Genomic DNA, 21892 nt, shown 5'->3' on the forward strand with positions numbered 1-21892 from the left:
GGGGCGGACGCGTCCTCCGGGGCCGGGGCCGGTCTGGAGGTGTGAGGCAGGAACCGTGATGAGGGAGAAGCGTGATGAAGGCGTCCGTCGAACTGCGTGACAAGCGTGAAGCCCGTCTGCGTCAGCAACTGAGGGACACTCCGATGCGGCCCCTGCCGCTGTTCCAACTCACCGGCTGGAACCACTTCGTCGACGAGGAGGTGAACCCGCCCGTTCTGGCGGCGGGCAGCAGTCCCACCGAGGGCAGGGAGACGGACGAGCAGGCCATCGCCTACCACCGGCACCTGCGGATAGTGCCCACCGACGCGATGACGCACATGCAGGAGACGGTCGTCGAGGCGGTCCACCGCAACAGCGGGTGCCGTGAGGGCCTGATGGACCATGTCATCGACGGGCCCGCAGGCACCGGCAAGACCTGCCTGTTGCGTGCGATCGGGCGCACCGCCCAGCAGGAGGTCGAGGCCGCCACGAACGGCAGGCAGCCAAACACGATCCCGGTGGTGCACATCACCACCCCCGCGGACCCGGAGCTGAGGGTGAACTGGGTCTGGGAGATCGGATCCTACCTGGGTCTCAACCCCGAGCCGAAGAGCCTCGCGGAAGTGCTGGAGATGCGCCGGCACCAGGACGTGACCCTGCCGGTCAACTACGTCCTGGAGACGGCGCAGACCCGTCTGCTGCTCATCGACGACATCAACCGGGCCTCACCGCAGCAACTGGCGAACGTACTGTCCTACTTCGACTACCTGCGCGACAAGCTGGGCATCTCGCTCATCTTCTCCGGCACCGGCGCCAGCCACCTCCTGCACCAGGCCCGCATCCTGGCCCAGGACCTGACCCGGGTCAGCGAGGAAAACCGGGTACGGCTCGAACAGGCGGGACAGCCAGCCCAACCCGTCTCACCCTCACCCACCGCGCTGCTGCCGGTGACCTGGCTGCACCCCCTGCCCCTGGGCACCAAAGCCAAGGAACAGGAGATGTTCCGGCGCGTACTGGCGGGCTTCGAGGCCGACTTGAGCCTGTACCGGCTCGAGGAAAACGCCCTGAGCAAACACGCCGCCGAACTGCACCGGCGCACCGGCGGCTACTTCAAGGCCCTCACCTACGTCATCTCCACCGCCGCCGTCATCGCGATCCGCACCGGCAGCGAGAACATCACCGACAAGGAGCTCAAAGCCGCGACAGCCCAGCTCGGCTCCTGGCAACCAGCCGCAGACCAGACGTGAAGCCGGGCTAGCCCTGATCAGCTCGGCTACCGGATGGTCGGAGCCCGCCTGGCGAGCGCCACCCCATTCCGGCAGGAGGCCGCTGTCTTGCCGGGTCGGTCACCGGCCCAATCGGCGCGCTCGTACCTCCGGGGGCAGGAGCCCCTTCGCCCCGACCCGCATCTTGCCCTTCGGCTTCGCCCGGTTCTGTTCAAACCAGCTTCGAAACGTCATCTCCTCGATCTGCGAAGGGGGGATGCGACAGAGTGCGTGAACTCACCTGTCTGCGGCATCTTGCTGACGGTGCGACAGCCGATCCATGTTCGTGTGACGGTGACCGGCGTGCCTGGCGATCGCCCGGTCGAGGTCTTCCGGTGTCGTGTTGAGGCGGCTGCCCTCCAGCGACATCAAGCGCAGGCCGCCGTGCTCCTGCCGGTAGAACCACCAGAGCGATCGGGGCGGCTTCGCCCCGGGCCTGAGCCACATCATCAGGGAGTGCTGGGCGGTGGGCCGCTGGGCATGGACGATGCCGACGCTCTCGATGTCTCCCCAGGGGACGCGCAGGGACTGGGGGCGGAGTCCGCAGACGGTCAAGGTGAGCCCACTGGTCCCCACGTGGAGCTCAATTCGGTGACGACCCGTCAGAAAATAGGCTGCGAGGACCGCGTAGGGGAGGAAGGGGAGCAGAAGGGCGCTGAGTGCGGCGATCGGTGGGGGCAGGCTCCCCGCGTTGTACCAAAGAAGCATGGCGATCAAGGGTGCCGTGCTCACGCCGAAGAGTGCCACGCTGGCCCGCGTCGGTCTGAGGCCCGAGACGGTCGTTCCGTCCTTCGGTGCCTTCGTGGTTCTGGTGGCCTTCGGTGCCAGGGGCCGGAGCCAGCCGTGGGCAGGGGGGACAGCTTGTGATGTGTCCGCGAAGCGGTTGAGGGCGGCTCGGAGCCTGTGCGTGTTGCCGGTGACTTCTGGGAGCATGCAGAGGGTGACGCAGCCATTGTCTAGTTTCGGCAGGTAGAAGGCCGTGCGGCCGACCGGCGTAAAGTCCGGCCGGGCAACGGGACGCAGTACCAGCAGGTCGCAGTGCGGCAGGCCCGGCAGGTTACGCGGACCCCGCTGCCAGGGGAGGATGCCGATGTGTTCGATCTCGGACCAGGCGTAGGTGGTCCTCGTCCGGGCACGAGCGAGCGACACGCCGGCCGCGCTGACCACCAGGCGTACGGGATGGACGACACGGGAGAGAGCGAGGCACGCCAGTCCGGCGGCAAAGGCCGCCGCGCCAAACAGCGGCGAGAAGGCCATGGAGAGGGCCCCGTAGGCGAGGAAGGCGGCGAGCAAGGCGACGCCGGCGAGAGCTGCCCGGTCCGTGGAGAACGTCGCCTCGGATTGGTCGTCAGGAGCTGGACCGAGCTGCCCGTTACTGGGCGTCCACGCGGATCCTGCAGCCTGCGACAGCATCTTCTCCACCGCAGCAGGCGATTGGTTCAAGTGCCGCAGGTTGGCAATGCGCAGGGCGCCCGTTGCCTTGTCGCGCCGGGGGCCTGGCGCGCCTCGCTTGGCGGTCTTGGGCAGGACGCCCGGCTTGGGCCGTAACAGCAGCGTGTAGCTGGTGCCGAGGAAACGTCCTCGGTACCGGGCGGCCACCCAGACGCGGCTGACACGGTGCCACGGGTAGTAGAAGTGCTGGTCCTCGTAGCGCACCTCGATGCCGTGCTGGCCTATCACCAAGGAGTAGTCGTTCGGAGCGCTCCGCCCCAGCCACGTTGCGGGTAAGAACAACGCGCCGAACAACGCGACCAGTACGCCGTGCACCGATATCAGCGATCCGCCGCCGCCCGGAAGAGACTTGGCGATCCCCCAGACTGCCGCTCCTGCCAGTAGCAGGCCGGCCAACTGGCGCAGTAAGTAAGAGGCGTTCAAGGACAGCTGCGTCTCCGGCACACGGCCCGTGTCCCGTTCGGCGGTGTGCTGCCGTGGGCCGCCCGTAGCCGGCAGCCGTCCTTGTGGCGCGGCCCGGTTGCGCACCAGCGCCAGAGCCGCGTGGTCATCGGAGCCCTGCTGGCGCGGACTCGGCAGCCGGCGCCTTTCCAACGCCGAGCTCAGTGGCTCGAACAGGACGCTCAGCGGGAGGAGTTCGGGACCCCCCGGCAGCCCGTCGCGCAGGAGTCTGACGAGTTCACCGGTGAAGGCGGTGTACCGGTCGCCGGGCGGCGCGTACGACTTGAGCTCCGCGGAGGAGGACGTGAGCAGGTAGGTACCGCGGATGTCCAACGGCACCCCATCGTGATCGTTACCGCCCATCATCGCGTCCAGGATCCAGCCGCTCTGGCAGCAGTCGAGGATGAGGATCTTGTTGCGGCAGGCGGCAGTCTCGAAGATTTCCCGGATCGCCTGGAACGGGACGGTCGTCCATCGCAGGTCGCTCTGATCAGTGCAGGTCAGTGCCAGATGCAGATGGGTCAGATCGTCGCTGAGGATCCCGTGCCCGGAGAAGTAGACGAGCAGTGTGTCCGAGGCCTCGCGGGCCGCTTCCCGGATCGTGCGGCACACGCCCCGCGGGTCCGACGAATCCTGCACGACGGTGCACCTGCCGGGCATGAACGCACCGCTGTCCGAGGTGAGCAGTTCCTGGAGCACCTCGAGGTTGTTGCGCACGGCCAGCAGGGGTTTGAAGTCCGGGCTGTCGTAGGCGGATGTACCGATGAGGACAGCCCGCGAGATGCGGGGGTCCGGCAGCCTGACGGTCACGGCTGCGGCGGGTTCACGTGTTCGCGCATGGCCGCCTCCAGCAGGGTCCGGGCGTCCTCGGCAGAGTCGGCGGTGACTTTGGCGCTGCGGCCATCAGCAAGGGTAATCTCGACGGATGTGGGCGAGCGGCGGGCGCGGAGCAGCGCGGGCAGCGTCCCGAGGAACGCGGAGAGGGCGCTGCCGCTGCCCAGAAAGACGGCCAACAGTGCCGGCCCTCCGCCCATCTCGCCTTCCGCCGGGCTTTTGCGCAGGACGTTCACGTGGCCGCGAAGTTCTGGCTGGGCTGCCAACTGCCTGCGCAGCGCAGCGGCATCGGAGTCGGTGGTGTTTTTTCCGCTCTCCTCGACCAGACGTAGCTGTATGTGCACAGCACGGCTCCTCTCCCCCGGTGGGCGATCCAGTGTGCCGCGCACGAGAGCATGGATGCAGCGCAAACGCTGGTCAAGTGGGCGGGGACGACCGGGCCTTGCCCTCCACGCGGTCAGCGTGCAGAAGACGCTCGCCGAACGGCCTGAGTGCGAGTGTCCTTCCTCTTCCTCGTGGGGTGTGCACCGCCTGGCCGGTGCCGTCCGGGCGTCGGCCGCATCGGGGCCGTGTATCCACCGCAGGGCAGGAAGCCGCGTACCTCAGTGCTGGCTTCCCCTGGCGCCCCGACGCTTGGTCCGCGTCCGCTGTGCGCTGGCGTGGGGGTACCAGGGGGCGAGGCGAAGGAGGAGCTGGAGGGTGTGGCGGGCGGCGGTGCGGTGGGCGGGGCGTGGGGCGTAGGCGGCGCCTAGGGCGAGGGCGGCGGTGAGGATCAGGAGCAGCAGCAGGGCGGCGCCGACGTAGGCGAGGGCGGCGCGGACGGCAGTGGTGGGGGCCAGGAGGAGCGCGGCGGCGGCCGTGCGGGCGGGCCATCGGCGGCGGGTGGGCATGAGGGCGGGGCTCCTTGGCAAGTAAGACCCGGGTGTGCGGGCGTACGAGATGGTGTCCTGCCTCAGTTCACCGGGGGCGGCGCTGTGTGCTTCTCGGTGCCTCGAGGGGTTCTAATGTGGTGCGGGTGGTCAGAGGAGTGCCGAGCCCTGCGGATCGGGAGCTGATCGAGCGCCTTGCGGCGCTCGACGTGGTGGTGTCGGGGGCGCAGCTGGAGCGGTGGCGGGCGGCGGGACTGCTGCCCGGGCATGCGCGTCGGTGGCTGGGGCGGGGGCGTGGCTCGGTGTCGGTGCTTGTCGAGGAGGCGGTCGCGGTCGCGGCGGTGCTGGGGCGGCATGCGCGGCCGGGGCGGGATCTGCGGTGGACGGTGATCGCCTGGTACGCCGAGGCCGGACTTCCCGCTGGGCCTGGGGAGTTGGCGGTGCCGGAGCCGCCGTGGCCGGCCGTGCGCGAGGCGTTGGTGTGGGCGATGGACGGCTCACCCGCCCGGCGGCTGGTGGTGCAGGCTCGGGCCGCGGGCGGCGGGAGCGAGGAGGCGCAGGACGCCTTCTACGCCGAGGCAGGGCGAGTGGTGGGGCGGGGTCCGGCCGGGCTGCCACATCCGGACGAGGTACGGCGGCTGGTCGAGGACCCCGAGGGTGAGTGGGAGCCAGGGCTGGAGCGCGCGCGGCGGCGCGCGGCGGTGCACCTGGCCGCGGCCGCCGGGATGGGGGCCAGCGAGGTCGGCGGTGAGGCACTCATCGAGGCGCTCGCCACCCTGATGCCCGGCGTGGACTGGGCACCGGTCGCCGGGTCTGCGCGGCAGGCCGAGGGGGACGGCACCCTGGAGGACTGGGTGCAGGCAGGGACACTGGTCGACCCGCTCGCCCGCCTGTCGGCGGCCAGCGAGGCCGAGATGGCCGCGGCGCGCGGTGCGGCGCGGATGCTCACCATGATCGGTTTCCTGTACGTGACGCACGGGCTGCTGATGCCCGACAACCCCGCCCTTGCGCGCCTGCGGACGAGGATCGACGAGTCCGGGTTCGCCCTGCTCGTCTCCCAGTTCGTGCCTCAGATGGTCAGTCCGTCCGGCATCCCCCACGCGCTCGCGATGTGCCTGTCTCCCGAGATGGCCGCGCTCGCCGCCTGGCTGGAGGCGCCGCTCGCCGAACAGACTGGTACCGGACAGGGGTTGTTCCGGCTGCCCGGCGCCGAGGAGGACGGAGCCGAGGCGTTCATGCAAGCCTGGATCGGCCGCCTCCACGACCTCACCGATCGTGCGCGGGCAGGGCGTACTGGTGCCGAGGCATCCGGCCGGTGATGGCGGCGTAGCCGGCGAGCGGATCGGGACGGCGAGGGGCGCGCCGTGGCCGGGGAGATCGTGCCTTGGGTGCCGCCGCGTCGCACTGCTCACGGCCGTCACCGTGGTCCGGCTCAGGGCCGGAGGTGGTCCTGCGTCGGCGTTGTGCGGAAGAAGGCGTCCAGGGGTTCATCGACGGCGCGTTCGCGGTTGGTGCCGGCGGCCGCGGCGTCGAGGAGGGGGGCGAGGTCTTCAGTGTCGCAGGGGGTGAGGACGAGCCAGCGTAGGACGACCTGCCGCACGGTCAGCCTGAGGTCACGCAGGGCGGCCAGCTTCGTCCTCTCGTCCTGGTCTTTGAGGACGTCCCCGTGCACGTACTTGGAGCGCGCGCTGTACGCCTCCTGCACGATTGTCTCGACCTGCTGGCGCAGGGACGGGGTGGGGAACAGGGCCGCTGCGCGAGACCGGATCTTTTCGCTGATGCCCTCATGTTGGTCGTTAGGCAACCAGGCGGGTCGCGTCCCCCAGGCCTGATCCGCCCAGGAGCGTGGACCATCGGGGCGCCCAGTCACCATCGGCCTTGCCGTACAGGTCGCGGTGTTCGGATTTCGGCGCGGCGCCCACCACCGCGTTGGCCACGGCATCGAACTCCGGTCGCGTCGACAGCTCTGCATCGGTGATCGCCTGGGGTATCGGGGGCAGGTCCCGTGCCTGCTCGAGCCAGGCGAGGACGGCCTGACGCAGTGGGGCGGTGTCTTCCATGCGGCACGAAAATAGCGCACCTTCACCCGCGAGACTCGACCACCGGGCCACCGCTCCTGACCGCACCAGCGATCACCTGCGCCCCACGGCCTTCAGCCCCTCGGCTTCGCGGAGGGCGACGACGGCGGCTTGAACTGGACGTCCATCGTGGAGAACGCGTGTCGCGGTGGGATGCCCCCGGTGCAGCACGCGGGCGCTTCACCAGCCCGGACCGTTCGCTGCACCGTGCGCGGACCACGGGGCCGCGGCGGCCGAGCCGGGGACGGCGTCGACTGCCCAGTTCGTCCTCACGCAGGGGGCTTACCAGGGCCACGCCGTGGATACGCCAGACACCAGCGGACTCGGCCGCACCCACGGGCCGCCGCTGACGGTCGCGTTCGGCGTCGCCTGCGGGGGCCTCTAGGTCGAGGCCGCCGACTGGCGTGCTCGATCGCTCTTACCCGGTAGTCGTGACACCGAGCTTCAGCCGCTTTCCGTTCTTGGGGGCAGGGCGGCCGCGAGCGAACTGCGAGCGCTGCGCGCCCGCGTTGCTCGTCGAGCGGCCCCGGCCTGACGGGGGCTTGCGTTCGATCCAGTGGTTCCACTCGTTGGGCTTGTGCAAGTTCTTGAAGATTTCGTTGTCGTACCAGGAATGCTTCTTGTCCCACACCCGGGACAGAGCGTCCAGCCAGTCCTGGTGCTCACGCTCGGGCACGTCACAGACCGTGAGGAAGGCCAGGATCTGGTCCTTGCTGAGCATGGTGGTGCCGTCGAGCATGCGGCGCATCGTGCTGCGCGGCAGGCGCCCCAGGCCCGCCCGGCGTTCCATCTCGCGCAGTGGCATCGCACCGGCCCGGTGGTACATCTCGCGCAGAGCGGCACGTAGTTCCGCCGCATTCTCGACCAGTCGAGGGCGGGGCGCGCTGCCGAAGGCAAGCGCAGCGCTGTGCTCCACGGCGCGCGCGTGGCGCCAGCGGCGACGGGCCTGCTCCAACGATCCGCCGCAGGCCATGGCATACGCCTCCACCACCGACAGGCGCGGGACGCGCTTGCCACTCGCAGCGCGCTGCAGCGTGGTGGCCGAGTACGCGTTGCCGGTCCTCGCCGCGAGCTCGACATACGTGAGCTGGGCGTTGGTACGGATCTCTCGCAGCCACCTGGCGAGAGCCAGGAGACCCAGGTTGAGCGTCGCGATCGGCTTCTCAGGACGTCCCATGACACCCCCTCAAACTATTGGCAGGGGCAGCGGGACCCGGCGGCCGAAGCGCAGTGTCACCACGGCCCCCACCGCGATCAGACCGGCACCGGCGAGGAGTTGGAGGACAGTGCCCGGATCCATGCCGCCCCACGCGAGTGCGACGCTGGTCAGGACGATGACGATGATGACGGCGGTTTCGGTTCCGGTGAGACGGTGCGGGGCGGGCGTACGGCCCCCCGCGGCATGGCGTTTGCGGCTCATGCGAACTCCCTGTTGTGATCAGGCGGCTGCACTCGTGGATGCTGCCGCCGGTCGGCTGCGGACTCCTCACCACACCTGGACGGTGACACGTCCAAGGGGTCTAAGTGCATGGTGCCCTACCGCCTGCAGGAACCCTGGCAGTTGATGCGTCCACGGGCCCCTTGGCAGCCCTGTTAGCTGGCTCCGTAAGCAATCCACGCGGATCAGCCCCGCTGACCTGCAAAATTCTCGCGCGGAGTACGGAACCCCGTACGGTTGATGCACCGGCGACCCAGCTTCGGCACGGCGAGCTTGCACCCCCGTAGGCAGGGATGCGACGCTCCAATGACAGGTTCCAACTCCCCGGCGGCTGCGGACTCCTCCCTACCGAACGGGCCAGAACCTTCGGGCACCGGCGTGTGTGACAGCACCCGACCCAACCATGAGGGCCGACCTGGACTAGGTCGGCCCTCTGCCATGCCGTGGAGACGGCGAAAGACAGCACCCTGTTGTGCGCGGGGACTCGTGCGGTCAGGCGGCGAAGCCCACACTCGTACAGAACTCGTGGGCCCCGTACCGGGATCCCAGATCGGGCAGGATGCCGTCGGTCCAGGCCTCGTCCAGGCGCAGCCGGACGAGATCGCCCAGGAGTTCACCGACCGGGCGCTCGGGCCTCGCTGACCTCATGCCCACAGTAAGAGCGGGCACTGACACCCACCCCGCACGCCTGACCAGCACAGACTCGCTCTGCCTGACCCACCCAGCAATAGCGAATCCTTCGACGATCACCGGATTCCGAAACGATCACTGGACTCGCACTTCAGAGGGCTCTTTGACTCCCGGTCCTCAACGGAAACCCCAGCTCAGATCAATCCGCCACAACGACTAGAGATCCCGTAACGATCACTAGATCAGCAGCTCAACGCATCGCTCATGCAGTGATCCTTCGTGGATTTGTCACAGCGCGGCGGCGTGCTGTTCGCTCAATGCCTGGGCGGCCTGAGCGTCGGTGAGGCGCTTGTCGAGGGAGGCACGGTCGGCGGGCGCGGTCTCCAGCCAAGCAATGGCGTCGGTCAGGTCCTGCGCGTGCTGCTGGCGTTCGGCGTCGATGTGCTCCAGTTGCGTGCTGAGCGCGAGGACGGTGGCTTCTTCGGGCAGCCACTGGCCTAGGACAGCCTGCTCGGACCTGGCCTGCTGTTCGGCGGCTGTGAGCTCGCCGGCTGCCAGGCCGGAGCAGGCGGTGGGCAGGGCAGCGCGGCGGTCTGCTTCGGTCTCTTTCGCAGTGGCGTGGGTGGTGGCAGCGGTGTTGGCGGCGTGCAGCAGCGGGGACATCTGCTGGGCGCGGCGGGCCTGCTCTCGGCGGGCCTGGAGGGTGTCGATATGGCCGGCCTGTTGGTCGAGGAGTTCCAGTGCCGCGCTGGCGTTCAGGTGCGCTGCCTGCCGTTGCGCCAGAACCAGGGCCTGATCCCGCGCGATGTGTGCCTGCCCCAGTTCGCCCTTGGCGAGGGCGGCCGCGGAGACGGCCTGCCCATCGGCGGTTGCGGCGGCCGCCAGCAAGCGCTCGGCCCAGGCCTGGGCCGAGCCGGTGATGGTGCTGGGGTCCTGTGCGGTGGGGGCGCCCTGGTGCGGTTCGAGGTCGGGTCCGGCTGCCTGCTGGATCCGCTCGGCCAGGCGCAGGATGTCGTCGCGGGCAGCCTGGCATTCCTTGTCCAGGCCGCGGGCGTGGTTGGTGAGCCATTGCTCGATGGCGGCGAAGCGGTCGGTGTGGAAGAGCTCGCCGAGGAGTTCCTTGCGCTGGACGGGATCGGCGCGCAGGAACACGGCGAACTGGTTCTGCGGCAGCAGTACCACTTGGCAGAACTGGCGCCGGGTCATCCCGACCAGGGCCTCGATCTCGTCGGCCGCCTCTGCGTGGGACCTGCTGACCGGGTCCCACGCTCCCCCGTCGCCGGAGCCGGGTGTCCAGTAGCTCAGGAAGGTCTCGGCCTTCTGCTCGGTCTCCCCTGTGCCGCTCCGCTTCGGACGTTTCTGCGGTGGGGTGCGGATGATGCGCACACGGCGGCCGCCGATGGTGGCCTCGAGTGTCACTTGGGTCAGCAGGTCGCGGTTGGCGTGGTGGCTGCGCAGGGTGGGTGCCTTGCGGTCCGGCGGCTCCCCGTACAGGGCTAAGCACACACCGGCGAAGACGGTGCTCTTGCCCGCTCCGGTGTCGCCGTGCAGGAGGAACAGCCCGTCGGCGGTCAGCGTGTCGAAGTCGATGGTGTGGGTGCCGGCGAAGGGGCCGAACGCCTGCAGGGTCAGGGTGTGCAGGCGCATGTCAGACGGTCTCCTTGTGCTGGGCCTGGACGCGGGTGGCATCGACTGCCCGTATCAGCAGAGCCCGTTCGGCGTCGCTGGGCGGTGTGTTCCTGGTGCGCAGGACGAAGTCGCAGGCGATCTCCAGATCGCTGCGGCCGCGTACACGCTCGCGGTAGGTGGCGCCGCGGGTCTGGTCCGGTACTGTCACGGGCTCGAATTTGATGTCGAGGGTGTGGGGGAAGCGCTGCCTCAGGCGGGCCATCGCCTCGTACGGGCGGTCCGGGTCGGTGAGGACGAATTGCAGCCAGGCTTCGGTGAGCGGTTCGTGTGCGGGGTCGGCGAGCAGGTCGGCGATCATGCCTTTCAGCCGTGCCAGGGGCAGCTGGTCCCGAAAGGGGACCGGAGTGAGCACCGGGGGGGCGTCTGCGGTCAGGTCGACCAGCGTCATGGACTTGGTGTGCCCGGTCTCGGAGAAGGAGTACGCCAGCGGGGAGCCGCTGTAGTGGATGCGGTCGGTGACCTGCTGGGGGCGGTGGAGGTGGCCGAGTGCGGTGTAGGTGATGCCGTCGAAGATGGCGGCGCCGGCGTGGGCCACACCGCCCACACTCACGTCCCGCTCGCTCTCGGAGGTTTCGGCGGGGGCTGCGCCGGTGATGAAGGCGTGGGCCAGCACCACGCTGCGAGTGCCGGCCAGGCGGTTGGCCAGGTCGGCGCGGATGTGGCCCAGGGCCGCGGACAGCACCGCCTGGTGTGTCGCTTCCGCCGCCCCCAGGCCGGTGTGGACCATCGACGGCTCGAGGTAGGGAATGCCGTAGACGGCCACCGGACCGTCCTCGCCGTTCAGCAGCAGGGGTTCGGCGCAGGCACCGGGATCGGTGACCAGGTGCACGCCGGCGCGGGCCAGGAGCTTGGCCCCCACTCCCAGGCGGTGGGCCGAGTCGTGGTTGCCGCTGATGATGACCGTGGGGATACCAAGGCCGGCGAGCTGCTCAAGGCAGTGGCTGAACAGCCGGACGGCATCAAGGCTGGGTATGGCCCGGTCATAGACATCGCCAGCCACCAGGATCGCATCGACCTTCTCGGCCTGGGCGGTCTCGTACAGCTGGTCGAGGAAGGCACGCTGGGCGTCGATCAGATCTTCTCCGTGGAACCGGCGGCCCAGATGCCAGTCCGAAGTGTGCAAAAACCGCATGACGACGAACCGTAGCGGTCACCGTGCACCCATGATGCCGGTTCAGAGACATTCTTCCTTACTTATGAGTAAATAAGGCTGAATGGTGAAACGTTTCTTCTCTTGTCCGGCCGCCTGAGTGCTCGAGGGTGATTGTCAGTGGTAGGCGGGAAGATATGAGGGTGGGAAGGAGGAAAGATGTCCTCTCAAAGGCCTTTACGCATGGGTTGTCACCCTGCGCCGGGGGGTTGCCGGTGGTGCGGGATCGATGCCCGCTCGCACGGCCGTCAGTGGGTCGAGGATCAGGGCTGGCATGCGTGGACAGCACCGACTTCGGCGCAGCTTAAGGAGCGGATGCTGGCTCGGCGCGCGTGGCGCGCCGGTTCGTCGGCCGACCGCGGGGGTCAGTGAGCCAGCGCTTGCAGCTCGCCGAAGACCTGGCGTAGTTGCTGGGGGACGTCCTCGGGCTTTCGCAGGTCAGCGGTCAGGGCGTAGAGCATGGTGGGCTTGCCGTTCGGGCTCTTCTCGGTGGCCCCGTTCTTGATCATGTTCAGGATGCCACTGCTGAACTTACCGCCACGGTGGGCGGCGAAATCGCCCGGCTCCCAGGGGGTTTGGCTGCGAGGCCAGTGCCTGTTGGCCGTGGCGGCCCACACCTGGTCATCGAAGAGTTCCTCCAGTTCGTTGAAGCCCTGTGCTTCCCCCACGTAGGAGACCTGGGTTGTCGGGTCGATGCCGCAGCGCTTGAGGCGGTCTTCAGCGAAGAACTTGTTGGTACGGCTGTCCGCGTCGACCATCAGGTGGACGGTCCGCTCATGCTTGATCAGATAGCGGGCCAGGTGCAGGGCGCCTTCGTTGTTCTCGCACTCCCACAGCGCGATGCCGGCTGCCTGCAGGGATAGGCCCTGGGCGAGGCGGAACAGCACTGGCACGCTCTGCAGTTCGGTGTCGCCTTCCACCGCCAGGAAGCAGCGTTCGTGGAGCAGGACGGAGTTGCGCAGGCCCAAGGCCGCCGCGATCTGCCCGAGATGGAAGTCGATGCCGTCGTGGGAGTCGTCGGTGAGGCGCTCGATGCGCGTGCGGCCGTCCTCGCCGAGCTTGAGGTGGACGACGTCGGCGATGTCGACGCCGTCGATAAGGTTCATCGAGTGGGTGGCCACGACGACACTGGTGTGCGGCTGGGCGCACTGCCGGCGGATGATGTCCATCACGGTGCGCTGATGGCGGTAGTCCAGATGGGTGTCCGGCTCGTCGTAGACGACGATGGTCTGCCTCGGCGGTTCGCCGCCCGGCTGCTCGGCGTTTGCCAGTTCGGCGTCCTCGAGGATGTTGCTGGTCCATTCCCAGATGGCCAGCGCTATGCGGCGGGAGCTTCCCTGGCCGGAGCGGGTCAGGTCAACGGGTTCGCCGTCGGCGCGTGAGATGTGCAGCGGGGCGCGTTTGAATCCGCCCTTGAAGGAGACTTCGGGTTTGACGGCGACGCCGACCAGGTCGCTGCAGTGCGAGCGGATGTGGGCGCACAGCGAGTCCGCGTCCTTCTCCAGCCGCTGGGTGACGTCGGCCTCGATGTCACGAACCCGCCCTTGGAGGGCCTCGTCCTGCAGATGCGCCTCATAGCAGCTGCTCAGTGCCGTGCGCACGGCATCGTCGGGACGCTCGTCCTTCCCGCTGAACGACAGCAGGCGCGGCAGCCTGGCCTGCAGCGGTCTGGGCAGCGGCAGCCATCCCTGCTCCTGCCTCACGCTCGCCGCGTGGTCGGTGAGGGTGGCCAGGAGGTCCTCCTTCAACGGGCCTTTCGCGGTGAGACCGTATTCCTGGACCAACTCGGCGAGAGCGGGCTTGAGGAGCTTGTCCAGGCCGCGCAGGCGCTCGTCGGCCGGCTGCGACCCGAGGTACTCCCAGCAGGGCGCGCCGCCGGCGACGGCCCGGCGACGGATCTGCAGGCGCTCGGGTAGACCCGAGGCGCGCTCACTGGAGTCGAGGGTGAAGTCCCCCTTCACCCAGGTCTCTTGGCACCGCCCGTCGCCCGCTCCGGCGCCGCTGAGGTAGGTGCGGTCCTCGTCGCTCAGGCCATGCTGGTCCAGCAGGAACGCCAGGGCGGTCAGCACGGCGCTCTTGCCGCCGTCGTTGTGGCCGGCCAGGACCGTAGGGCCGCTGATGGGGATGTCCTCGACCAGGGCTAAGGACCGGAACCCGCAGGCGGAAAGGCTGTTCAGATGCACAGTTGCGCTGCTCCGTAACGTCGTACTCGGTCCCCCGTAACGGCCTCGGCCGCCCGGGGCCGCAGTGCGAGCGCGTGCGACGGCGTCGAGGCACCCCATCGTAGGACTCGGCGGCATCGTGGAATGCCGTTCCGCGCTTTTCCGGTCACAACAACGCGTATCTCTCCCCTCCACCGTCGTCGTGACGGCGCACTGGGACCGGCGCGCAGGCTGGCGTCCCCTCCCCTACCGGGGCCGCGAGGTGCGGATTTCCAGGTGGATGATGTGGGCCTCGGGGTTGATGCGGCCGGTCTCCACCAGGAAGGCGTGGACGGCTGCGGTGACGTCACCACCCGCAGCGTCGACACGGGCGGCGAATTCGGCGGCGTCGAAGCCGCCGGTCTGAGCGGAGCCGTAGGAGCGTTCCTCGGTGTAGTCGGCGCGCTGGATGACGCCGCGGCGGATGCCGGGTGAGTCGGTGCGGGAGCCCGAGGGGTGGACGTAGCCGGTCTTGGCCAGGCGGACGGTGAAGGCCAGGCGCAGTCTCCGCGTCACTCCTGGTCCGGAAACGGGCCCGGAAGCGTGGGGTAAGCTCGCCGCCCGCAGCCATCCCGAGGCTGGCTCCGGCTGGACAGAGACGGCTGCCCCCACGACCCCGCGGACTCAAAAGACGAGCCCGCAACGCCACCCGCTCCATCCCCATTCCTCCCGACCTCGTCCACCTACTACGCACCCGCCTCGAGCACTACGGCACCGCACCCGACGGCCGACTCTTCCGCGCAGTACAAGGCGGCCGCGTACACTCCACCGAATACTGCAGCGTGCTGGCCGACTTCCGCGAGCATCTCGCCCCGGGTGATCGCGCCGACCACCTGCTCAATCTCGCGCTGGCCCGTTTCAGAGGCACGGGGCTCGTGCGTGAACGCACCACGCAACGCACCGATTCCACCCGTGTCCTGGCTGCGGTGCGCGACCACGCTGGGGCGACTTGGCAGTCACCTGCTCAAACGGGGCTTCGTTGCTTTTGTGACGGGCTGCCGCCGGGCCGTCACACCATTGCGACCCTCAAATCCTCCTGATCACCAGAAGTTGAATCAGCTCTGGGGACGCGGCAGGCTCCGAACAACCCCGGCCGTTCCCCGTCCAGGCTCGCAACCGACGCGTCTGCGCCAGCAGACCGCACACGCCGACGACAGCGTTTCGAAAACAACCCACGGATCACATCGTCTACTGGCGTGGAAGGAAAAGGCTGATGCACCATCCGCCTCGAAACGGCAGTCGGCGCAACAGCCTTCATAACCTGTCGCTCACGCGGCGGAGGAGGCCTCATCGTCGGCCTCACGCAACTCGATGCGCCCGCCGCTCGGGTCGATACGGGAGATCTCCACCAAGATCTCCTCACCGACGTCCACGAAGCCGTTGTTGAGATCATGACGCAAATCCTCCCCCATCATGGAGCAGTGCAAGATCCCGCAGCGCTTGTTGCGCAGCTCCACCTTCAGGAAACCGCCGCGACGGCCGCCCTCCTCCGGCACCACCTTCAGGACTCGCCCATAGGTCCGAAATCCCTTTGACCACGCAGTGCCACCATCATCAGTGACGGACGAGACAGCAGGCGTAAGTACCCGCACCAGTCGCAGCTCCACCTGCCGACGCTCCACGTGGAGACCAGTCACCTCGACTTCGACCCGGGCATCACGTGCGAGACCTGACCACGCGGTGACCGTACGCGCCGGGATCAGGCCGTTGATTGCGCCATCAACGCGGACGAAAACACCGATCGTCTCCCTCACGGAATGAACCGTGCTGATGAAGCAGTGTCCGACGCCGTGGCTCTTCTCAAGCTGTTCCCAAGGGTTGCGAGTACCGGCCAGCAAGCTGTACCGGGTTCCCCCGTGAGGCGTCGAAACGAACGCACCTTGCAGGCGCTGACCTTCACGGAACCCGCGCATGTCCTTGGGAATCTTTGAGTAGCTGACGTCGCTGAGGCCTAGGAGACCGCGGCGGCCGTCGTCGGCGCGCACGACCGCGAAATCTTCATGGACAGCTTCAACGGTGGCTGCGGCGGGCTGAGCCCCATTCGCGTCATCCCCCATCGGTATCAACGCCATCTCGGTAACGGGCTCATCGCTGATCGCTATCAGTTGTTTCTTCAACTCATCGGTCATCCGCTGCATATCGGTCCAGTACGAGGAGAAGAGGATCACGTGATAGAGGCCCCGCACATCACTCGGCACGTCGTCGAGGTCATGTGCGAGAATGATCATCCGCTTGCCGAGTATCAGCGCCATGCCGAACTCGAGCGCGACGTTGGGTGCACGTCCGCTGAAGACCACCACCACGACATCGGCGCGCTGCATGCCTCGCCAGATCCGGTCCATCACCGCCGGTGGACCGTAAATGTCATCGGCGCGTTCGACGACCGTACTCCCGCCGTCGATACTGCAGCCTTCAACCGCAGGTACAAGCGACTTCGAATGAAACTCTTCGAAGTCAAATTCTTCCCCATTGGACAAGTTCTTCTTGCCGAACGGCATCACCAGGAATACACGTCCTCGCTCGGGCCGCGCGTACCGCAGGTAGTTCATGATCGATCCCTTCCGTTTTCACCCTCTTGGGTCCTACTCGAAGGGAAGCGGATGCGACAGCACTCGACTTCTGACACTATGGCCTTTCTCATGGGCGCATGTAGCCGCTCCGTCCAAAAGGTCGATCTTTCCATGGGGCTGCCACCGAAAGAGCTATGAAATCGTCGCCGCACCGCCAACAAAGGCAGAGAAGTCCAGGGAAAAAAGTCGATTCTATTTCCAAGAGTTCCTAGCCTCGATCTGCTCTGAAAATGCCCAGCCTGCCCAGGTCACGCGGTCTGGTGGGGCTGGAGGGACACGTTGTAGCCCAGCTGCGTGAGCTGGCTGACGAGTCGACGGGTCTGCCGAGACTTGTGGATTCGGTTGATGAAGTGGTCGGCTCCGAGGTCTTGGTAGGGAATGTCTCGGGTGAGGATGTGCCAGACGGACACGAGGATCGAGTGTTCGACGGCGACGAGGGCCCGCTTCTTGCCTCGATGACCGACGAGCCGGCGGAATTGCGCGGAGAGGTAGGTGCTCTTCGAGCGGGCGGCTGCCGCGGCGGCGATGCCAAGGACTCCTTTGAGCCAGGCATCGCCGTGGCGGGTGCGGCCGCTGGTGACCTTGCCGGCGGACTCGTGGTTGCCCGGGCAGACTCCCGCCCACGAAGCGAGGTGGCCCGCTGTGGGGAACCGCTGCATGTCGACGCCTATCTCCGCGATCACAATCTGAGCGGCGGTCAGGCTGATGCCCGGGATGGTGACCAGCAGCTCGACCTGCCGCTGGTACGGCTGGAGCCGACGGTCTATCTCCGCGGTGAGCTCGCTGATCGTGGCTGTGGCGGCGTCGATCCTCTGAAGCATGGCCCGGGCGAGGTAGGCGTGGTGATCGCTGAAGAATCCGGTCAGTGCCTGGATCAGCTGGGCTTCTTTGTCTCTCAGTTTGCCGAGCGCGAGCCGGGCCAGGGTCTGCGGATCGCGCTCGCCGGCGATCAGGGCCTCGACCATGGTCCGCGCCAACCTGCCGCTGAGATCGGAGACGACGCTCGACAGCTTGATGCCGGGATCTTCGAGAAGCTTCTCCAGACGCTGGATCTCCCGCGTGCGTTCACGGGTGACCTCGGTGCGGTAGCGGGTGAGGTCACGCAACTGCCGGATCGGCTTGGGCGGGACGAACGACGGTCGGACCAGGCCGTGTTCCACGAGCTGGCAGATCCACTGGCAGTCCCGCACGTCCGTCTTGCGTCCGGGGACGTTGCGCATGTGCTGAGCGTTCAGCAGCCAGGTCTCCATCAGCTCCTCGAGGATGCAGTACACGGGCTTCCAGTAGGAGCCGGTCGCCTCCATCCCGACCAAGGTGATCCCCTCGGAGACGAGCCAGTCACGCAACGCCAACAACCCCTCGGTCATGGTCGAGTAGGTGCGGATCTCGGTGTGGCGACGCCCGTTTCGGCCCGGCACCCGGATGCACACCTTGCAGTCGGCTTTGCCGATGTCGATCCCCGCACAGCGCTCGTGGACAACGTCCATGCCCGTCTCCCTCCCATGCCGCTTCGCCGCGTGAAGTGGACGACCGCCGGGCGAGGAACCGGCAGGAGGGAAGAATCTGCTCTGCGTGCTCAAGGCAACACTTCGGGGTGCCTGCGCTCGGTCCTCAGCGCCAGACTTTCGTACAGGCTCGACTCGGCACCAAGATCGAACGACGTCAGCCCGGCGGCCGCCCATCCCGATTTTCACGGCTCCAGGGTGTCCTTACCAGAGGTCCGGTTGACTTTCGTGATGGGCCGCCGACGGAGTCGGCGGCCCATCACGTTGTCGGTGACCGAGGGCGGGCCAAGGCCTCGGCAAAGTCCTGCGATGTCCGTTTTGGGAGAGCGCCGGGTGTGGCGTTTACTCGTCAGCGCAGTGAGTGACGCCGGTGGTTCGCCTCAGGGAGCCCGAACGTCAGCCCGTTCTCGTCGAGGGCGTTGACGATGGTCAGCCGCTCCTTGGGGAAGAGGAAGCTGAGGTCGACCGTTCCTCGGGCGAGGTCGTCGCCGGTCCATTCGAGGAGCTCGACGTCCTGGAGGACCTGACCTTGGAGGGCGTGCAGCTCGGGGCGCGCGTCGTGGCGCCACTGCAGGTCGAAGTCGGGCCACAGGACTGGCTTGTGGGGGTCGATGCTGTTCCAGGTGATGGAGAGGTCGTCGAACTTGTAGTGGTTGATCTCGACCTGTTCCCCGTCGAAGTCGAGCAGGACGGGGCAGTCGGGGAACCATTCGTTGTCCTGGAGGTCCCAGACCAGCCAGGCGCGGGTCAGTGTGCGGCCGCTGAGCGCACGCAGCCGGTCGCCCTGGGTGGCCATGACAGCGTTGCGGCCGGTCAGCCACTGCGGCCGGTAGCTCTCGATCCCGAAGTCGAACACGCGAGGATCCTCTCAGGGCGTTGCACGCTCCTGAACCGCCCAGCTGCCAGCCAGCCGGGCGGGACGGACAGGAACGAAGCAGGCACCGAATTCCATGATCATGTGAGTGTCGAGTTCCCATGATCCCTACGGAAGACCGTGCCTGCACCTGCATCCTCCCTGATCCCTCCCGTTCTTAACCAGCTCCGCGATCAGCCTCCCGTGCAGCTGAGCGAGCATCCTGGCCTGCTGGAACGTCTGGCCGAGGTCCCCGATCCGCGAGCCGCGCGCGGGATACGGCACGCTCTCGTCTATGTCCTGGCGCTGGCCGCCTCGTCCGTACTGACTGGAGCGACCTCTCTCCTGGCGATCAGCGAATGGGCCGCCGACGCCCCGCAGTCCGTGCTGGCCGCCCTCGGCGGCCCGCTCGACGTGCTGACCGGGCACCGCCCGGTGCCCGGCGAGGCAACGCTGCGGCGAGTCCTTTCCCGCGTCGATGGCGACGCCCTCGACCAGGCCATCGGACGCTGGCTCGCCGACCGCCACCAGGCAACCCCGCAGGCCGCCGGCCTGCGCGGGATCGCCGTCGACGGCAAGAGCCTGCGCGGAGCCGCCCGCGCAGGAGGCCGCAAGATCCACCTCCTCGCCGCGCTCGACCACACCAGCGGCCTGGTCCTGGCCCAACTCGACGTCGGCGAGAAGACGAATGAAATCACCTGCTTCCAACCACTCCTGGACACCATCGCCGACCTCGCCGACGCGGTGGTCACCAGCGACGCACTCCACACCCAGCGCGAGCACGCCACCTACCTGACCGGACGCTCAGCGCACTACATCGTGATCGCCAAGGGGAATCAGAAGAAGCTCCGCAAGCAGCTCAAAGCCCTTCCATGGAAGGGGATCCCGCTGCAGGACCGCACACGCGCAACCGGCCACGGCCGCAGCGAGATCAGACGTATCAAGGTCTGCACCGTGAGCAACCTCCTGTTCCCGGGCGCCCAGCAGGCCATCCAACTCAAACGCCGCCGCATGCACCGCAAAACCCGGAAAGTCACCCTCCACACCGTCTACGCGGTCACCACCCTGACCGCAGAACAGGCGACGCCCGCCCAACTGGCAACACTGATCCGCGGACACTGGGCAGTCGAATCACTGCACCACGTCCGGGACACCACCTTCGCCGAGGACGCCTCCCAACTACGGACCGGCAACGCACCCCGTGCCATGGCCACGTGGCGCAACCTCGCCATCGGGCGCACTCCGACTCGCCGGCACCACCAACATCGCCGCCGGCCTGCGACGCAACGCCCGAGACCCCCACCGACCCCTCGCCCTCCTCGGGATCACGTGATCACGAAACGGACGAAGCGTCACTTTGCCGAGGCCCTGGAGGGCGGGCAGGTCGAGGGCCAGCCGGGTGTCGTCTCGGGTGGACGCCGGGTTCCACTGCTCCGGGCTGGACCATCTTCTCGTAGGGATAGGCGAATCGGCTGGTCAGCCGGGGTTTGGCAGGAGCGCGAGTCGTTCGAGGGCGCCCTGTGATCTCCCTTGCCCACGCCAGTGCTGGGTGAGGCGGAGAATGCGGCGCCGGCCAGTGGTGACGAGCTGTCCGGCCGCAGTGAACAGGCAGACCGCAGGCGGCGGGGTTCCCAGAGCCGGGCCGTGCCGGGAGACCTCGCCGACCGCCACCTCAGCGTCTGCTCCGTAGCGTTCCTGCAGCTGTACAACCACCTCGCCGAAGGAGCCTCAGTACGGCGATGCGCCAACCAGAACTGCGGCCGGCAGTTCGTCCGCCAACGCGGCCGCGCCGAATACGGCCAGCACCGCACCACCGGCATCAAATACTGCTCCCGCGAATGCGCCCGCGCCCAAGCCCAACGCGAACCACGACGACGACGCAAACACCAACCCCACCACACCGGATGAGCCGCCCTCACCAACCGAGGACCTGGATGCTTGGGATCACAGAACCGCGGACAGGACAGGCTGAAGCGGGCACGTCTCAGTGTGCCTTGTGACCCGCTGCGTCCTGTGGGCCGGCGCCGAGTGTCAGTGGCCGGTGATACCCGTAGGACGTGGAAAATGCTATGCCGGGTGCCATAACCCTCCTGTGTGAAGCCTTTCCGGCACAGGTCCGCCAGCGCCCATGGGGCTGGGAGGCGCTTCGGGCGTGGGAGCACAGGTACGGCGTGGTGCTGCCAGAGCCGTATCGGACGTTCGTGGCTGAGATCGCGAACGGTACTGACGACGGTCCGCCTGACGACGGCGGTCTGCTGCCTGTCGGAGACAAGCCGGACACCTGGGCCGCATGGGAAGCGGACTGTTGGATGAGTCCGGATCCATTCGACGGCACGGCCGTACGCGTGCCCGGTCAACCCTTTCCCCTCGAGGAGGAATGGCAGTGGGAGTACGACTACTACGACCACACCCGCCACTCCCCCTTGTTGCACCAGGCCTACCAGCACGGCTCGGTGCTGCTGGGCAGCGACCGAGCCGGGGAGTACTGGACGCTCGTGGTGACCGGGCCGCAACGCGGCCGGGTGTGGTGGCTCCGAGACGGCTGCGCTGCACCCTATGCCGACTCCCCCTCCGATCACTGCGAGGACGGCTTCCTGCACTGGGTAGAAGACTGGCATGCCGGACGGGGCTGGTGGCGAGCCGAGTAGCCCCACCACACCCAAGCCGGGCCTCAGTCGCACGAATGCCCCCTCGAATCTGATCGTCCGGGAGGGGAACTGCCGGGCGTAGAGGCGGCCTTCGCTTGATACCTTGCACCGTCACAGCGCGGGGGTTCCCGGGCCTGGCAGGCCCAGCCGGATCCCCCGCACCGCGTCACTCGTGGATGTCCCGCAGCGCGGCTGGGGTGTGTCCAGTTAACGGCTGATCTTGATTGTTGGGGTTCAGTTGTTGGCCGGGGTGAGCCGGCCCTCGAAGGCGATCTGGAAGGCGTTCAGGG

General features: G+C 67.8%; 20 protein-coding genes and 1 pseudogene. 5 read left to right on the forward strand and 16 right to left on the reverse strand.

Features of this window, described 5'->3' with window-relative positions; all coding sequences use genetic code 11:
* Positions 1-74: 74 nt before the first annotated feature.
* A complete protein-coding gene (locus tag AB0M29_RS36545; protein ID WP_365390900.1) occupies positions 75-1226 on the forward strand; it encodes an AAA family ATPase in 1152 nt (383 codons plus the stop codon).
* 255 nt (positions 1227-1481) lie between these two features.
* Here AB0M29_RS36545 and AB0M29_RS36550 read toward each other — a convergent pair whose 3' ends face one another.
* The 3 genes from AB0M29_RS36550 to AB0M29_RS36560 form a co-directional block, all read right to left on the reverse strand.
* Positions 1482-3947, reverse strand: coding sequence for a caspase family protein (locus tag AB0M29_RS36550; RefSeq protein ID WP_365390902.1), 2466 nt, complete (start codon positions 3945-3947; stop codon positions 1482-1484).
* Positions 3944-4315, reverse strand: coding sequence for a hypothetical protein (locus AB0M29_RS36555; RefSeq protein WP_365390903.1), 372 nt, complete (start codon positions 4313-4315; stop codon positions 3944-3946). Before AB0M29_RS36555 ends, AB0M29_RS36550 begins: the two co-directional genes overlap by 4 nt.
* Positions 4316-4573: 258 nt before the next feature.
* Complete coding sequence (locus AB0M29_RS36560) at positions 4574-4861, reverse strand: hypothetical protein (protein WP_365390904.1); 288 nt, start codon at positions 4859-4861, stop codon at positions 4574-4576.
* 125 nt (positions 4862-4986) lie between these two features.
* Here AB0M29_RS36560 and AB0M29_RS36565 point away from each other — a divergent pair, with 125 nt between their 5' ends.
* The gene (locus AB0M29_RS36565; RefSeq protein ID WP_365390906.1) at positions 4987-6159 is read left to right on the forward strand and encodes a hypothetical protein; all 1173 of its coding nucleotides are present in this window, start codon (positions 4987-4989) and stop codon (positions 6157-6159) included.
* 113 nt (positions 6160-6272) lie between these two features.
* On the opposite strand, the gene AB0M29_RS36570 is transcribed toward AB0M29_RS36565, so the two are convergent.
* The 9 genes from AB0M29_RS36570 to AB0M29_RS36610 form a co-directional block, all read right to left on the reverse strand.
* The gene (locus tag AB0M29_RS36570) at positions 6273-6545 is read right to left on the reverse strand and encodes a hypothetical protein (protein ID WP_365390907.1); all 273 of its coding nucleotides are present in this window, start codon (positions 6543-6545) and stop codon (positions 6273-6275) included.
* A 91-nt stretch (positions 6546-6636) separates the two neighbouring features.
* Positions 6637-6900 (reverse strand): hypothetical protein, encoded by a 264-nt coding sequence (locus tag AB0M29_RS36575; protein ID WP_365390909.1) that lies wholly within the window; start codon positions 6898-6900, stop codon positions 6637-6639.
* A gap of 436 nt (positions 6901-7336) precedes the next feature.
* The gene (locus tag AB0M29_RS36580; protein ID WP_365390911.1) at positions 7337-8095 is read right to left on the reverse strand and encodes a helix-turn-helix transcriptional regulator; all 759 of its coding nucleotides are present in this window, start codon (positions 8093-8095) and stop codon (positions 7337-7339) included.
* A 9-nt stretch (positions 8096-8104) separates the two neighbouring features.
* Positions 8105-8338 (reverse strand): hypothetical protein, encoded by a 234-nt coding sequence (locus tag AB0M29_RS36585; RefSeq protein WP_365390913.1) that lies wholly within the window; start codon positions 8336-8338, stop codon positions 8105-8107.
* A gap of 510 nt (positions 8339-8848) precedes the next feature.
* Positions 8849-9004 (reverse strand): hypothetical protein, encoded by a 156-nt coding sequence (locus AB0M29_RS36590; RefSeq protein ID WP_365390914.1) that lies wholly within the window; start codon positions 9002-9004, stop codon positions 8849-8851.
* 270 nt (positions 9005-9274) lie between these two features.
* Complete coding sequence (locus tag AB0M29_RS36595; protein ID WP_365390916.1) at positions 9275-10633, reverse strand: SMC family ATPase; 1359 nt, start codon at positions 10631-10633, stop codon at positions 9275-9277.
* A gap of 1 nt (position 10634) precedes the next feature.
* Positions 10635-11807 (reverse strand): exonuclease SbcCD subunit D, encoded by a 1173-nt coding sequence (locus AB0M29_RS36600; protein ID WP_365390918.1) that lies wholly within the window; start codon positions 11805-11807, stop codon positions 10635-10637.
* Positions 11808-12190: 383 nt separating this feature from the next.
* Positions 12191-14008, reverse strand: coding sequence for a hypothetical protein (locus tag AB0M29_RS36605; protein WP_365390920.1), 1818 nt, complete (start codon positions 14006-14008; stop codon positions 12191-12193).
* 225 nt (positions 14009-14233) lie between these two features.
* The gene (locus tag AB0M29_RS36610) at positions 14234-14542 is read right to left on the reverse strand and encodes a hypothetical protein (protein WP_365390922.1); all 309 of its coding nucleotides are present in this window, start codon (positions 14540-14542) and stop codon (positions 14234-14236) included.
* Positions 14543-14808: 266 nt separating this feature from the next.
* Here AB0M29_RS36610 and AB0M29_RS36615 point away from each other — a divergent pair, with 266 nt between their 5' ends.
* Positions 14809-15066: a hypothetical protein gene (locus AB0M29_RS36615; RefSeq protein WP_365390924.1), complete on the forward strand. Its 258-nt coding sequence runs from the start codon at positions 14809-14811 to the stop codon at positions 15064-15066.
* 228 nt (positions 15067-15294) lie between these two features.
* On the opposite strand, the gene AB0M29_RS36620 is transcribed toward AB0M29_RS36615, so the two are convergent.
* The 3 genes from AB0M29_RS36620 to AB0M29_RS36630 all read right to left on the reverse strand — a co-directional run bounded on the left by AB0M29_RS36620 (position 15295) and on the right by AB0M29_RS36630 (position 18957).
* Entirely contained in the window at positions 15295-16575 is a 1281-nt protein-coding gene (locus AB0M29_RS36620; protein ID WP_365390926.1) for a hypothetical protein, read from the reverse strand.
* A gap of 269 nt (positions 16576-16844) precedes the next feature.
* Positions 16845-18083, reverse strand: coding sequence for an IS110 family transposase (locus AB0M29_RS36625; protein WP_365390928.1), 1239 nt, complete (start codon positions 18081-18083; stop codon positions 16845-16847).
* Between the two features lie 367 nt (positions 18084-18450).
* Positions 18451-18957, reverse strand: coding sequence for a hypothetical protein (locus AB0M29_RS36630; protein ID WP_365390930.1), 507 nt, complete (start codon positions 18955-18957; stop codon positions 18451-18453).
* A gap of 201 nt (positions 18958-19158) precedes the next feature.
* On the opposite strand from AB0M29_RS36630, the gene AB0M29_RS36635 reads away from it, so the two are divergent.
* Positions 19159-20478, forward strand: coding sequence for an ISAs1 family transposase (locus tag AB0M29_RS36635; protein WP_365390932.1), 1320 nt, complete (start codon positions 19159-19161; stop codon positions 20476-20478).
* On the opposite strand, the pseudogene AB0M29_RS36640 reads toward AB0M29_RS36635, so the two are convergent.
* A pseudogene (locus AB0M29_RS36640) lies at positions 20431-20603 on the reverse strand (IS1380 family transposase); the annotation flags it as partial. The gene AB0M29_RS36635 and the pseudogene AB0M29_RS36640 overlap by 48 nt on opposite strands.
* A 420-nt stretch (positions 20604-21023) precedes the next feature.
* Between AB0M29_RS36640 and AB0M29_RS36645 the strand changes: the two are divergent.
* Positions 21024-21602, forward strand: a complete 579-nt coding sequence (locus AB0M29_RS36645; RefSeq protein WP_365390934.1) for an SMI1/KNR4 family protein — start codon at positions 21024-21026, stop codon at positions 21600-21602.
* Positions 21603-21892 lie beyond the last annotated feature (290 nt).

Source organism: Streptomyces sp. NPDC051976 (assembly GCF_040680795.1).
In the GTDB taxonomy this organism is placed as follows: Bacteria; Actinomycetota; Actinomycetes; order Streptomycetales; family Streptomycetaceae; genus Actinacidiphila.